This window comes from Nocardia crassostreae (assembly GCF_001613405.1).
GTDB lineage: Bacteria > Actinomycetota > Actinomycetes > Mycobacteriales > Mycobacteriaceae > Nocardia > Nocardia crassostreae.
In genome coordinates this window covers 110,115-124,483 of record NZ_BDCH01000035.1, presented here as the reverse complement: position 1 = coordinate 124,483, position 14,369 = coordinate 110,115, and the positions used below count along the sequence as shown (strand labels likewise).

Annotated in this window: 11 protein-coding genes and 1 pseudogene; 4 read left to right on the top strand and 8 right to left on the bottom strand. The window is 67.3% G+C overall.

The genetic code is table 11. From position 1 onward, the window contains the following. The 6 genes and pseudogenes from NC4_RS32430 to NC4_RS32410 form a co-directional block, all read right to left on the bottom strand. Positions 1-363: NAD(P)-dependent oxidoreductase (locus tag NC4_RS32430; protein ID WP_169814911.1), on the bottom strand; the 363-nt coding region annotated here is incomplete at its 3' end. Further along, positions 360-1,158 (bottom strand): annotated as a pseudogene (locus tag NC4_RS32425) (hydroxypyruvate isomerase family protein). The gene NC4_RS32430 and the pseudogene NC4_RS32425, both read right to left, overlap by 4 nt. Before the next feature lie 20 nt (positions 1,159-1,178). Next, on the bottom strand, positions 1,179-1,682 hold the full coding sequence (locus NC4_RS32420) for a 2-oxo-4-hydroxy-4-carboxy-5-ureidoimidazoline decarboxylase (protein ID WP_067546173.1): 504 nt from the start codon (positions 1,680-1,682) through the stop codon (positions 1,179-1,181). Positions 1,683-1,875: 193 nt separating this feature from the next. Then, complete coding sequence (uvrA, locus tag NC4_RS32415) at positions 1,876-4,866, bottom strand: excinuclease ABC subunit UvrA (protein ID WP_067546170.1); 2,991 nt, start codon at positions 4,864-4,866, stop codon at positions 1,876-1,878. Between the two features lie 120 nt (positions 4,867-4,986). Further along, a complete protein-coding gene (locus tag NC4_RS41375; RefSeq protein WP_174566911.1) occupies positions 4,987-5,160 on the bottom strand; it encodes a hypothetical protein in 174 nt (57 codons plus the stop codon). Between the two features lie 60 nt (positions 5,161-5,220). Next, positions 5,221-5,808, bottom strand: coding sequence for a sigma 54 modulation/S30EA ribosomal C-terminal domain-containing protein (locus NC4_RS32410; protein ID WP_067546167.1), 588 nt, complete (start codon positions 5,806-5,808; stop codon positions 5,221-5,223). A gap of 179 nt (positions 5,809-5,987) precedes the next feature. Here NC4_RS32410 and NC4_RS32405 point away from each other — a divergent pair, with 179 nt between their 5' ends. Both NC4_RS32405 and NC4_RS32400 read left to right on the top strand, forming a co-directional pair. Next, positions 5,988-6,635, top strand: a complete 648-nt coding sequence (locus NC4_RS32405; protein ID WP_067546207.1) for a response regulator — start codon at positions 5,988-5,990, stop codon at positions 6,633-6,635. Positions 6,636-6,708: 73 nt separating this feature from the next. Further along, positions 6,709-8,439 (top strand): sensor histidine kinase, encoded by a 1,731-nt coding sequence (locus tag NC4_RS32400; RefSeq protein ID WP_067546164.1) that lies wholly within the window; start codon positions 6,709-6,711, stop codon positions 8,437-8,439. A 149-nt stretch (positions 8,440-8,588) separates the two neighbouring features. Here NC4_RS32400 and NC4_RS32395 read toward each other — a convergent pair whose 3' ends face one another. Further along, positions 8,589-9,785: a beta-ketoacyl synthase N-terminal-like domain-containing protein gene (locus NC4_RS32395; protein WP_245722086.1), complete on the bottom strand. Its 1,197-nt coding sequence runs from the start codon at positions 9,783-9,785 to the stop codon at positions 8,589-8,591. A 174-nt stretch (positions 9,786-9,959) separates the two neighbouring features. Here NC4_RS32395 and NC4_RS32390 point away from each other — a divergent pair, with 174 nt between their 5' ends. Further along, a complete protein-coding gene (locus NC4_RS32390) occupies positions 9,960-11,303 on the top strand; it encodes a diguanylate cyclase domain-containing protein (protein ID WP_067546161.1) in 1,344 nt (447 codons plus the stop codon). A gap of 246 nt (positions 11,304-11,549) precedes the next feature. Then, positions 11,550-13,775: a HelD family protein gene (locus NC4_RS32385; RefSeq protein WP_439957576.1), complete on the top strand. Its 2,226-nt coding sequence runs from the start codon at positions 11,550-11,552 to the stop codon at positions 13,773-13,775. 276 nt (positions 13,776-14,051) lie between these two features. Here NC4_RS32385 and NC4_RS32380 read toward each other — a convergent pair whose 3' ends face one another. After that, a complete protein-coding gene (locus NC4_RS32380; RefSeq protein WP_245722085.1) occupies positions 14,052-14,363 on the bottom strand; it encodes a DoxX family protein in 312 nt (103 codons plus the stop codon). Between the last annotated feature and the right edge of the window lie 6 nt (positions 14,364-14,369).

Here is a 14,369-nt window from a genome sequence, read left to right as displayed (position 1 = left end):
ACCACCGGAGACCGGGGCGTCGAGGACCCGCAGGTTCTTCTTCGCGCCCTCGGTGGCGGTCCACCGCGCGGTCTTCGGGGTGATGGTGGAGAAATCGATGTACAGGGTGCCGGGGGCCGCATGCTCCAGCACGTCGGCGAAGACGGCCTCCACATGCTCGTCCTGCGGCAGCATGGTGATCACGATGTCCTTGTCGCGCACCGCTTCCGCCGCACTGCCCGCGGTCGAACCACCGGCGGCCTTCAGCTTCTCCAGGTTCGGGGTGTTGAGGTCGAAGCCGGTGACCTCGTGACCGGCCTTGACCAGGTGACCCGCCATGGGGCCGCCCATGATGCCGAGGCCGACGAAACCGATCTTGCTCACTTGATCCACTCCCAATCCAGTTCTGGGTCTTTGTATTCCAGGCCGATGTAGCCGTCGTAGCCGACGGCATCCAGTGCCGCGAACAGGGCTTCGAAATCGAGCTCGCCGCTGCCCGGCCGCCCGCGGCCCGGTGAATCGGCGATCTGTACGTGGCCGATATGGGGACCGAAGGTGTCGATCACGTGCACCAGGTCCTCGCCCATGCGGGCCAGGTGGTAGAGGTCGCACAGGAACCGCGCGTTCGGCGCCCCGATCTGCTCGATGACGCGCAGCGCGTGCGCGCTCGAAACGATCGGGTAGTCCGGGGACTCATAGGAATTCAGCGCCTCGAGCAGCAGCACGGCATCGATCTCCTGCGCGGCCTTGGCAGCCAGCCGCAGGTTCTCCAGCGCCAGCTCGTCCTGCGCCTCCGGGCTCTCGCCTGCGATCCGATTGCCGTACAGCGCATTCAGCGCCGTGCAGCCCAGCCGCTCGGCAATGCCGACCGCCACCGGGATATTGTCCCGGAATCGCGACTGCTCCCCCGGGTACGGAGACCAGGCCGCGACCGGCCGGAATGAGGTCGATGAAATTCAGGCCGACGAGCCGCACCCCGGCGTCCTCGATGGCGGTTACGAAGGCGTCGATCTCCTTGTCGGCGGGTGCGGGATCGTCACCGAAGGGCCACCAGAATTCGACCGCGTCGAATCCGGCCGCCTTGGCCGCCGCGGGGCGTTCCAACAGCGGCAGGTCGGTGAAGAGGATGGAACAGTTGACATCGAACTTCCGGGGCGCCCCGGAGGCGGTGAACTTCATGATTTCCTCGGCACTAGCGTTCAGGGACAAGAGGTTCGGTCGGCGACGGGGGTCTGGACGATCACCTGCTGCAAACGCAGGCGGGCGATCTTGCGCAATTCGGTCCGCACGACCGCGGTTTCGGTCGCGACGTCGTTGCCGAGCCGCAGCACAATGGCGACGAGAATCTCGGCGGCGGTGAGGCCGGTCGCGCACATTACGCAGACCCGCCCGAAGCGCCTCTCGTAGTGGCGATTCGCCGCACACAGGGCCATATCCGTCGCGTCCACGGCCGCGACCGTCACGCCGTCGGTCGCGATCCCGGGGCGTTCGCCCATGCGCGATTGCACCGCGGCGGCCCGGTCGACGCACTCGGGCGGGAAGGTCTCGACGAGCCGGTCGGCGGTGTCGAGCAGGGCGCCCAGATCCGGGTAGGGACGGGCGGCGAGCAGCGCATCGGCCCAGGTGGCCACATCACAGCACGCGAGGAGGTCGGGTTGGATGACCCCGTTGTCCACCTCGTTGAACTCGGCGATGGTGACCATGAACCAGACTTTCTCGCATTGCGGAAACTAATTTCTGACTAACGAAATAGTCCCATGGGCCGGGGAGTCCTGGCAAGGGCCCGGGCGGAATTCCCGGTCCGGACATACGAAAGATCCCGCGGCGATCACGCGAACCCATTGCGAGGCAATGAGTCCGGCGATCGCTCGCGGGATCTCGAGGGGGGCGGGACCGCTAGCGCAGAGCGGCGGCCTTGCGACGAGCGGCCGAAGCCTTCTTGGCGGCGGCGGCCTGCTCCGGATTCTTCGGCGCGGCGGCCTTCTTCGCGGGCGCCTTCTTGGCGGCCGCCTTCTTGGGCTTGGCGGGAGCGGGGGCGGCCAGGACTTCCTTCAGGAACTGGCCGGTATAGCTTTCCGTCACCGCGGCAACATCTTCCGGGGTGCCCTGGGCAATGACCGTGCCGCCGCCGGAGCCGCCCTCGGGACCCATGTCGATGACCCAGTCCGAGGTCTTGATGACATCCAGATTGTGCTCGATGACAATGACCGAGTTGCCCTTGTCGACGAGGCCGTTGATGACGGTCAGCAGTTTGCGGATGTCCTCGAAGTGCAGGCCGGTGGTGGGCTCGTCGAGAATGTAGACGGTGCGGCCGGTGGAGCGCTTCTGGAGTTCGGCGGCCAGCTTCACGCGCTGCGCCTCACCACCGGACAGCGTCGGGGCGGACTGGCCCAGGCGGACATAGCCGAGCCCGACATCCACCAGGGTCTTGAGGTAGCGGTGAATGGAGGTGACCGGTTCGAAGAACTCCGCCGCCTCGTCGATGGGCATATCGAGGACTTCGGCAATGGTCTTGCCCTTGTAATGGACTTCCAGGGTTTCCCGGTTGTAGCGCGCACCGTGGCAGACCTCGCACGGGACGTACACATCGGGCAGGAAGTTCATCTCGATCTTCAGGGTGCCGTCACCCGAGCAGGCCTCGCAGCGGCCGCCCTTCACATTGAAGGAGAAGCGGCCGGGCTGGTAGCCGCGCACCTTCGCCTCGGTGGTGGCGGCGAACAGGGTGCGGATCTTGTCGAAGACGCCGGTGTAGGTGGCCGGATTCGAGCGCGGGGTGCGGCCGATGGGCGACTGGTCGACCTGGACCAGCTTGTCCAGATGGTCGAGGCCGTTGACCCGGGTGTGGCGGCCGGGCACCTGGCGCGCGCCATTGAGCTTATTGGCGAGCACGGTGGCCAGAATGTCATTGACCAGCGTGGACTTTCCGGAACCGGAGACGCCCGTGATCGAGGTCAGCACACCCAGCGGGAACTGGACGTCAATGTTCTTGAGATTGTGCTCGATCGCGCCCACCACGGTGAGCTGCTTCTTCTTGTCGATCGGGCGGCGCACCAGCGGCACCTCGATGGTCTGGCGACCGGAAAGGTAGGCGCCGGTGAGGGAATGCTCGTCCTCGAGCAGACCCGGATACGGGCCGGAGTAGACGACCTGACCACCGTGCTCACCGGCGAGCGGGCCGATATCGACCACCCAGTCCGAGGAGTGGATGGTGTCCTCATCGTGCTCGACCACAATGAGGGTATTGCCGAGATTCTTGAGGCGCGTGAGGGTTTCGATGAGACGGCGGTTGTCGCGCTGGTGCAGGCCGATGGACGGCTCGTCCAGGACGTACAGCACGCCGACCAGACCGGAGCCGATCTGGGTGGCGAGCCGAATACGCTGGGCCTCACCGCCCGACAGGGTGCCCGCGGCGCGCGAGAGCGTCAGGTATTCCAGGCCGACATCGAGCAGGAAGCCCAGCCGGGCCTGAATCTCCTTGACCACCTGGGCCGCGATGGCCGCCTGGCGGTCGTCGAGATCGAGGGTATTGAGGAAGCGCGCGGCCTCGCCGATGGACAGGTCGGCCAGTTCGGCAATGGACTTGTGCCCGTCGGCCGCGGCCAGGGTGACGGCCAGGATCTCCGGGCGCAGGCGGGCGCCATTGCAGACCGGGCACGGGATATCCCGCATGTACCCGTCGTAGTGCTCCTTCATGGCCTCCGATTCGGTGTTGTCCATGCGCCGCTGCAGGAACGGCATGACACCTTCGAAATCGGCGTAGTACGAGCGCTTCCGGCCGTACCGGTTGGTATAGGAGACGTGCACCTGTTCGGAACTGCCCTCCAGCACGGCCTTGCGCGCCTTGAGCGGCAGGTCCTGCCAGGCGGTGTCCATGGAGAAGCCCAGGGCGTCGGCCAGACCGGACAGCAGGCGGGTGAAGTATTCGGCGGTCTGCCCGCGCGACCACGGCGCGATGGCGCCCTCGGCCAGGCTCAGTTCCGGATCCGGCACCACCAGATCGGGATCGACCTCCTTACGAATGCCGAGACCGGTGCAGTCCGGGCAGGCGCCGTAGGGCGAGTTGAAGGAGAACGACCGCGGTTCCAGATCCTCGATATCGAGGGGATGCCCGTTCGGGCAGGCCAGCCGCTCGGAGAAGCGGCGCTCCCGGTCGTGGGCGTGCTCGTCGCGGTCCACGAAGTCCAGCACCACGATGCCGTCGGCCAGCCGCAGCGCGGTCTCGATCGAATCCGTCAGGCGTTGTTTGGAGCTCGGCTTCACGGCGAGGCGGTCGATGACCACCTCGACATCGTGCTTCTCCTGCTTCTTCAGCTTGGGCGGATCGGTGAGCGGATACGCCACGCCGTCCACCCGCACGCGCGAGTAGCCCTGGGAGTTCAGCTGGTCGAAGAGATCGACGAATTCGCCCTTGCGGGTGCGCACCACGGGCGCGAGCACCTGGAAGCGGATGCCCTCCTCCATGGCCAGCACCTGATCGACGATCTGCTGCGGCGACTGCTTCTCGATGAGATGGCCGCAGACCGGGCAGTGCGGAGTTCCGGCGCGCGCGAACAGCAGGCGCAGATAGTCGTAGACCTCGGTAATGGTGCCGACCGTGGAGCGCGGGTTCCGGTTGGTCGACTTCTGGTCGATGGACACCGCCGGGGACAGGCCCTCGATGAAGTCCACATCCGGTTTGTCCATCTGCCCGAGGAATTGCCGCGCGTATGCCGACAGCGATTCCACATAGCGCCGCTGGCCCTCGGCGAAAATGGTGTCGAACGCGAGTGACGACTTGCCGGACCCGGACAAACCGGTGAACACGATGAGACTGTCGCGGGGTAGGTCGAGATCGACTCCCTTGAGATTATGTTCCCGCGCACCACGCACCGTCAGGCGATCCGCCACAGGCCGTCCTTCCAACGTTTCGGCATCCAGAGTTACCCCCGACGCCATGCTAGGCGGACCCACCGACAAGTTTGCCCACGCACACTGAAACGCTGGTCACAGCGGATTCGGGAATACAAATCAGCCTAGTTTCTCGGCCACCTCGAGAACACCCGGGAGTGCCGATCCGGCCGGAATCCGCCGCACGCAGGAGGCCGTGATGGCCCGCGGCGCCAACCCGCGATCGCGCACCCGCTCCTCGGTCCCGGCCGCCTTCACCAAGGCCAGGTCGCCGTCGAAGCGCCGATACAGCAAGCGCCCGCGGCGCGAGTCGGGATCGGTGAAGAACAGATAGGGCAGTCCGCCCAGGCATAATCACACCGCCGCCTCGTCCTCGCGCAGCACCGGAACGCCGTCGCGATGCTGGCGCACCGTGCGCACTCCGAGCGGTCCGGTCCTACACACCACCGCATCCGAACCGGACTCCGCATCGGTGAACAGATGCGCGTCGTAGTCCATGGCATCCAGGACGCGCGAGGCCGCCGCCGCGTTCACCACCTCCAGGGCGAAATCCTTGCGCTGCACGATGGGCCGCGGCTCCCCCACCGTCGCCAGCGACGGCCGCGACGGATCCGGCCAGGGCCGCGACAATTCCTCGGGCGGGCAGGCCAATCGCAGATCCAGCCGCTCCAGCGCGAAGGTCACCGCGAACCGGCCCGGTCCGGTGACCTGCACCCGGTACGCCTTCCCTTGCGCCCGGATCGCCACCTGCACCAGGGTCGTCACATCCTCGGAATCGGGCCGGTGCAGGCGCGCCCGCACCGGCCCTTCCACCCCGTGGCGCCGCAGTATTCTGCCGAGCCCGCGCACCACCCGGGTGACCTCCGCCGAGGGGACGGGTCCGCGGGTGGTCACCACGAAATCCGGATCGATTCCACTCGACCACACATCGAACGCGCCCATGGAGACCCCACTTTCCGTTTCCGACCCGACAACCCGCCTCCATGGCAACACGTCCCGCACCCGGCGCACAGGGCCGAAAGTCCCCACTGCGCGGAACAAGGGACCTTTGCCCGTATGCAGGGTGCGTTCCGCGAGTTACGTTGCTGGTACCACCCGTGCGCGCTGGCTTGGAGGCCGCCGTGATCAATGTCTTCCTGGTCGACTACCACGAGATCGTCCGCCGCGGCCTGACCGATCTGCTCGAGGAGGATCCGGAGCTCACCGTGGTCGGCGAGGCGGGCGATGTGGCGCAGGCCCTGGCCCGGATTCCGGCGCTGCGACCCGATGTGGCCGTCCTGGATGTGCGACTACCCGACGGCAACGGCATCGAGCTGTGCCGGGATCTGCTGGCCGAACTCGACGATCTGCGCTGTCTGATCCTCACCTCGTATACCGACGAACAGGCCATGATGGACGCCATTCTAGCGGGCGCCAGCGGGTATGTCGTGAAGGACATCAAGGGCATGGAGCTGGCCAAGGCCATCAAGGAGGTCGGCGCCGGGCGGTCCCTGCTCGACAATCGCGCCGCCGCGGCGCTCATGGCCCGGCTGCGCAGAAGTACCGAAATCGACGGTCCGCTGGCCGGTTTGACCGATCAGGAGCGCAAGCTGCTCGACCTGCTCGGCGAGGGACTCACCAACCGGCAGATCGCCGAGCGCATGTTCCTGGCCGAGAAGACGGTGAAGAACTACGTCTCCCGGCTGCTGGCCAAGCTCGGGATGGAGCGCCGCACCCAGGCGGCGGTGCTGGCCTCGAAGTTGCGAACCGGCCAGTCCCGTTCTGCGTAACAACCTTTCGGCAACCTCGTAGCGCGTAAACTCCCCGGTGCCGTGTGCGCATCCGTCTCACCGCAGGACAACCATGCACGACGCCCAGCGCACCGGCCCCTATTCGGTGCGAGATACGCTGTCGCAGCTGCGATTACGCGAACTTCTCTCCGAGGTGAAGGACCGGGTCGAGCAGATCATCGACGCCCGCGACCGCATCGACGGGCTGGTCGAAGCCATGCTCGCGGTCACCTCCGGACTGGATCTGGATCAAACGCTGCGCACCATCGTGCGCGTCGCCACCAGCCTGGTCGACGCCCGCTACGGCGCCCTGGGCGTCTGCGGGCACGATCAGCAGCTCACCCGATTCATCTTCCACGGCATCGACGAACAGACCCGCATGCTCATCGGCGATCTGTCCGAGGGCCACGGCGTGCTCGGGCTGCTCATGGTGCGGCCCGAGGCCATCCGGCTCGACGATCTGGCCCGGCATCCCGCCTCGGTGGGCTTCCCGGAACACCATCCGCCCATGCGCTCCTTCCTCGGCGTGCCGGTGCGGATTCGCGGTGAGGTCTTCGGAAACCTGTATCTCACCGAGAAATCCGGCGGGCACCCCTTCACCGAGGACGACGAGGTGCTCATGCAGGCGCTCGCCGCCGCGGCCGGTATCGCCGTCGACAACGCACGGCTGTACGAGGCGGCTCGCACCCGGCAGGCGTGGATCGAGGCCACCCGCGATATCGCCACCGAATTCCTCGCCGACACCGATCCCAATCAGGTGCTGGCGCACGTGGTCGAGCACGCGCGCGAACTCACCGGTTCGCAGCGGGCGCTGCTGGCCGTGGTGCCCGATCCGGAATCGCTCCCCGGGGAGATCACCGAACTCGTTGTGGCGCAATGGTCCGGGCCCGGGCAGGGGCGCAGCGGCGGCACCGTGAAGACCATCGCGACGGCCGTCGGCGAGGCCCTGCTCACCCGGACGCCGCTGCGCTTCGACGATGCCAGGCAGGTGGATCTGGGCAAGCCGATCGACGGCATCGGCCCGGCCATGGTGCTGCCGCTGCACACCCCCGATTCCACGCTCGGCGTGCTGATCACCTTGCGCTCCAGCGAATCCGCGCCCTATACCGACAAGCTCATGGAGCTCATCGCGGCATTCACCGATCAGGCGGCGCTGGCCATGCAGCTGGCGGTGGCGCAGCGGCGCATGCGCGAGCTCGACATTCTCACCGATCGCGATCGCATTGCCCGCGATCTGCACGACCACGTCATCCAGCGGCTGTTCGCCATCGGCCTCTCCTTACAGGGCACGGTGCCGCGGGCGCGCGTTCCCGAAGTGCGGCAACGGCTTTCCGATGCCATCAATGATCTGCAGGACGTGGTCGAGGAGATCCGCACCTCCATCTTCGACCTGCACGGCGGCAACGGGCACAGCACCCGGCTGCGGCAGCGCATCGAACGCGCCATCAAACAGCAGACCGGGCACACCGACATTCGCGCGCTCATGCACATCACCGGACCGCTGTCGGTGGTCGAGCCCGGGCTCGCCGATCATGCCGAAGCCGTTGTGCGGGAAGCGGTCAGCAATGCGGTGCGGCATTCCGGGGCGGATACGGTGACCATCGACATCGGCGTCGCCGACGATCTCACCATCGTGGTGGCCGACAATGGCTGCGGGATACCCGACGGCATCACCCCCAGCGGCCTCACCAATCTCGCCCACCGCGCCGAGCAGTCCGGCGGCAGGCTCGCCGTCTACCCGCGCCGCGACCCCAACGGCGAGGAGAAGGGCACCAAACTGCACTGGAGCGTGCCTCTCCACTGAACTCTCGTGGGGCTCTCGGGGGCTTCGACCGCGAACCCCCAGGGACTCTTGGGGGCTCCGCCCCCAAACCCCCGAGGCTCATTGGCGGGCCGAGACCCCCCGAACTTCACGACGCAGTTCACGGGGCCGAGACCCCCGAACTTCACGACTCAGTTCGCGGGGCCGAGGACAACCGCCGAGTTGTGGCCGCCCATTCCGAGCGACGTTTTGAGGGTGAGGCCGTCCGAGCCGGGCACCACGCCGTCGATCAGGCGGGCGTGTGCGGGAGCGACGATCGGCGCGGAAACCACCACGCCGCGTTCGTAGCCCATGGCGATGGCAGCCACCTCGACACCGGCGGCCGCGCCCTGGCAGTGGCCGGTCAGGGGTTTCGTCGCGCAGACCAGTGGCTGGTCGTCGAACAGCTGGGCCAGCAGGGCGGTTTCGGCGACATCGCACTGTTCGGTGCCCGAGCCGTGCGCGTTCAGGTAGGCCACTTCCTCCGGTCGCACATCGGCATGGGCCAGCGCGCGGCGCACGCATTCGAAGATCTGCTCGTGCGAGGGGTCCACCGACACCACGTGGTAGGCATCGTTGGACATGGCGCCGCCCAGCACCGCCGCGTACGGGCGTTCGGCATTGCGGCTCAGCACGAATGCGGTCGAGGCCTCCCCCATGCTGAAACCGCGGCTGCCCTCCTGGAACGGGCGGCAGGCCGACAGCGGTTCGTCATCGGTCACCGCCGCGCCGAGTTCGACGAAATGCTCCACCATGTCGGGGGTGGCCGACAGATCGGTGGCCACCACGATCACATCGTCGGCGAAACCCTGTGCCAGCCACAGCTGCGCGGTGATCAAGGCGACATTGGCCGAGGAGCAGGCCGCCGACACGTTCATGGACGGCCCGTGAAAGCCGAACTCCTGCATGAGCATCGACACCGGGGTGGACGGCAGCAGGCGCATGTAGTCGCGGGAGCGGCGGCGGCCGTTGTCGACGAGATAGAAGTCCCGCCATTCGTACACATCGCCCAGCACAATGGCGTGCAGCAGACCCACGGTGCGGCCCGGCTGCCAGCCGCGCGCCCGCGCGTCGGCCACCGCCTCGCGGACCGATTCCTGTGCGGCCCGGGCGTACCGGCTCGGCCCGATCTCGGGATCGCCACCTTCCGGCACGCGGGCAACCCAACCGTGCCGATCGCGGTTCGGCCCGTACCCTGGGAAGAGCCGAGCGGCGGGCTTGCCGCTCAGCAAACCCTCCCAGAGGGTCTCGCGGCCCCAGCCGTACCCGGTGACGGCGCCGATACCGACGATGGTCATATGATCTTGATGCTGGTCGGCGGTATTCGGGATGGGGTTGGTGCCAGGCATTTGCATCGCTCCTTTCAGAGCCGGTGCCTGTAATGATCACCAATCGCAGCTCGATGATGTGCGGAACTGTGATTGATTCAATACGGGCGGCAGGGTGTCCCAGCAACCTTGTCGATACCACAATGGTGCCGTGCTCCAGCGACGTGTCACAACGACGATCAGGGGGTGCTTTAGGTGGTTGGTAACGATCGGGCAACTGCGCCGACCGATGCCGAACAGCTGGACCAACTAGCCCAGCGGTACCGGTCTCTGGTGGAATACAGCCCCGACGGAATCGTCGTGCACGAACGCGGTACCGTCGTCTACGCCAACCCGGCCACCGTCCGACTGCTCAATGCCGAATCCGCCGATCAGATCGTCGGACGGCCCATCACCGAGTTCGTGGATCCGGCCTCGGTCGCGCCCATGCTGGAACGCATCCGGCGGCTCACCATCGCCGGGACAGCCTCCGAACCGGCCGAGATGACCTTGCTACGGGTGGGCGGGGGCACCGTGGACGTCGAGACCGTCTCGGTGCTCACCCGGTGGCACGAGCACCTGGCCTATCAAGTCGTCCTGCACGACCTCACCCCGCAGCGCCTGGCCGAGGCCGCGCAGCAGCGGGCCGAACAGTTCTTCACCACCGTCGTTTCACAACTGGAAGAGGGCGTGGTGGTCATCGACCGGCACGGGTGCATCGAATCGGCCAATCCGGCGGCGCGGCGCATATTCGGATACGACGCCGACGATCTGATCGGGACCCATATCGAGGACATTCCGCTGCACCTGCTCGATGCCAATGCCCAGCCCATGCCGCCGTCCTGGTACCCGGTGATTCGCACCCTCGCGACCGGTGAGACGGTGACGCGCTTCGTATTCGGCGTGGACCGCCCGGACGGGCAGCGGCGCTGGCTGTCGGCGTCGAGCCGACTGCTCAATCCCGACGATCCCGATTCACCGGCAGTGTCCTCGTTCAACGACATCACCGAATTCCGGGCCAGCCGAAGGCAATTGGAATACCAGGCCACCCACGACCCGCTGACCGGGCTGGCCAATCGGGCGCTGGTGCTGTCCCGGCTCGCGGCGGCGCTGGGGACCACCGAGACGCTGCCGGTGTCCAGGGTGCTCTTCATCGACCTGGACGGGTTCAAAACCATCAACGACACGCTCGGGCATGCCATCGGCGATACGGTGCTGCAGATCGTGGCCCAACGGCTGCAGCGCGGACTGCGCTCCGACGACATCGTTGGGCGCATCGGCGGGGACGAATTCCTGATCCTGCTCTCCGGCCGCACGCTAGGCGAGGATCTGGACGACCTGGTCGCGCGCCTGCGCCAGACCATGGCCGAGCCGATCATCGCGCGCGGCCATCGCATCCAGGTCAATGCCTCGATCGGCATCACCCCACTGCACCCGGGCGATGCCCGCACCCCGGAAGCCGTACTGCACGACGCCGACCTGGCCATGTACCGCGCCAAGCCCGCCAACCACCAGAACGGAACGCTGGGAAGGCGCAGCGATTCGACCCATGCGTCCTGAGCCCCTGGAGTTGGGCTCATCACGTTGAGCTGGTGATACGGCGAAGCCCGGAAACGCGAACTAAACTCGACAACTCTGTTCTCGATGGTTCGCACGCCGTGCTGGCGCGCCGGTGTGGTGACGAGGAGTTCCGCTTTGCCCGACCTCACAGAGGAGCGTTCTGTGCCCGCGTCCGAGGCCGCTGCCGCGGCGGACGTGGAGCGGGAGCAGCAACATCTGGACCGGCTGTACACACAGCTCGACGGGATGCGCGAGTACGCGCAGCGCCGCCTGCGCACCGTCCTGCTGGAAACCGGCGGCACCCCGCAGGCGCGCAGTGAGCGCGAATCGTTCACCCAGCTCTACTCCGAAGACCTCGCCAAGTACGACTCCGCCGAGCACGGCCTGTGCTTCGGGCGCATCGACCTCGCCGAGAACGCCGATTCGCCCTCCGAGAACGGCAGCGGACCGGCCGACGGCGAGCGCCGCTACATCGGCCGCATCGGCATTCTCGACGAGGCGCGCGACTACGAGACGCTGCTGCTGGACTGGCGGGCGCCGCTGGCCCGGCCGTTCTACCTGGCCACCACCGCCGCGCCCGACGGCGTGACGTTGCGGCGGCACATTCGCTCGCGCAATCGCACGGTGACCGCGCTCAATGACGAATACCTCGATCTCGATGCGGCCCGCCGCGCCGGAGTCATCAATGGCGACAGCGGCGTCGGCAGTGAGAGCGCGCTGCTGGCGGCGCTCAATGCGGCGCGCACCGGGCACATGAACGACATTGTCGAGACCATTCAGAGCGAACAGGACGCGATCATCCGCTCCGAGCACAAGAGCGTGCTCGTGGTGCAGGGCGGGCCCGGCACCGGCAAGACCGCGGTCGCGCTGCATCGCGCGGCGTACCTGCTCTACACCTACCGGCAGCAGCTGGACAAGGCGGGCGTGCTCATCATCGGCCCGAACTCGACCTTCCTCGATTACATCGGGCAGGTGCTGCCGTCGCTGGGCGAGACCGGCGTGCTGCTCTCGACCATCGGCAATCTGTATCCGGGAGTGCAAGCGACGCTGGAGGATTCGCTGCGCGCCGGGGAGCTCAAGGGTTCCCTCGACATGCTCGACGTGCTGAAGAAGGCGGTGCGCGACTGGCAGGAGATCCCCAGGGAGCCGGTGCGGCTGCACTTCGACGGGCACGATCTCACCCTGGATCGCAAGATCGTCACCAAGGCTCGCGGCCGGGCGCGGTCCTCGCGCCGCCCGCACAATCTGGCCCGGCCCGTCTTCGCCGCGGCCGTGGTGGACGCGCTCACCGATCAGCTGGCCGAGGCCATCGGCGCCAATCCGCTGGGCGGCCGGAACCTGTTGAGCCAGACCGATCTCACCGAGATCCGCGATGAGATGCGCGCCGACGCCGATATCCAGCGCGCCATCGCCGGACTGTGGCCCATTCTCACGCCGCAGGACGTGCTCGGCGGCCTGTGGGCCGACCCCAAGCGATTGGCCACCGCCGCAGGCCATCTCGGCGAGGCCGATCGCGCCGAACTGCAACGCCCCGACAGCAACGAGTTCAGCGACGCCGACGCGCCCCTGCTCGACGAGCTGGCCGAACTGCTCGGCGTCGACGACACCGAGGAGCGCGAACGCGCCCGCCGCCGCTGGCGCGCCCAGCTGGCCGAGGCCCAGGACGCGCTCGACATCCTCACCGGCTCCGCGCCGCAGGACCTCGAGGACGACCTCGACCCGGAACTGCTCATGGCCTACGACCTCATCGACGCCGGTCAGCTCGCCGAACGCCAGCAGGTCCGCACCAGCCAGACCACCGCCGAACGCGCCGCGGGCGACCGCACCTGGACCTACGGCCACGTCATTGTCGACGAGGCCCAGGAACTCTCCGAAATGGCCTGGCGCATGGTGATGCGCCGCATCCCCAACCGCTGGATCACCGCCGTCGGCGACGTCGCCCAAACCGGCGATCCGGCCGGAGCGTCCTCCTGGCAGCAGGTCCTCGAACCCTATGTCGCCAAACGCTGGAAGCTCACCGAGCTCACGGTCAACTACCGCACCCCCGCGGAGATCATGGCCATCGCCGCCGACGTCCTGGCCGACATCGACCCGGGCGCGGCCATCCCTCGTTCTGTCCGCGATTCGGGCTTCGCACCCCGTGCCCATCGCGTCCCGGTCGACACCCTCGAGGCCGAGATCACCCGCCTGGTCTCCACGGAATCCGAACACCCCGGCACCACCGCCGTCATCGCCCCCCACGACCTGGCCGCCAAGCTGGCCCACCTGACCGACGATTCGACCCGAGTCCTCACCGTCCACGACGTCAAGGGCCTCGAATTCGACGCGGTAATCCTCGTCGAGCCCCACCAAATCCTCGCCGAATCCCCCCGCGGCCTCAACGACCTATACGTCGCGCTCACCCGAGCCACCCAGCGCCTCACCGTGGCTCACACGGCAGACCTCCCGCCGGTCCTGCACCGCCTGGGCTGAGTGGGGGCTGCGCCCACACCCCCACAGAGGAAAGAAGAAAACGGGGGCAAAGCCCCCGAACCCCCTTCTGGGACAAGCCCGCCCGACAGCACGGTCCGCCCATGACACCACCGCAGAATTACCCGCGACGGCAGGTGTCACCCGAAGCGGCGCGACGATGTCCTCAATCGCACAGCGGTCGGCCACGACGGCAGGTGTACCCACGACGGCACGAGTTGCCCGCAGCGGCACAAGCGGTGCCCACTACAGCACGGCGGCGGTCCACGACGGCGGGTGTCACTCGCGGAGGAAGGCGGTCGGCAGCAGGAAGATGAACAGCAGCAGCGCGCCGAGGTCGGCCCAGACGCCGAGCAGGACACTCAGGCCGCCGACCAGGATCAGCACGCCGGAGCTCAGCACCCCCAGCTTCGGCGACGGAATGCCCTTGAACTGGGCATACTGAGCCATCGCGCCGGTCTGGGTCAGGTGGCCCAGCGCCGAGGCGAGGAAGAGCGCGGAGAACAGTACCCGTCCGATCAATACCAGCACATCCATGGCCCGCTCCTTCTCTTGATCATTGCCATTGGGTGACACGGCAACCAACTTCATCAGGAG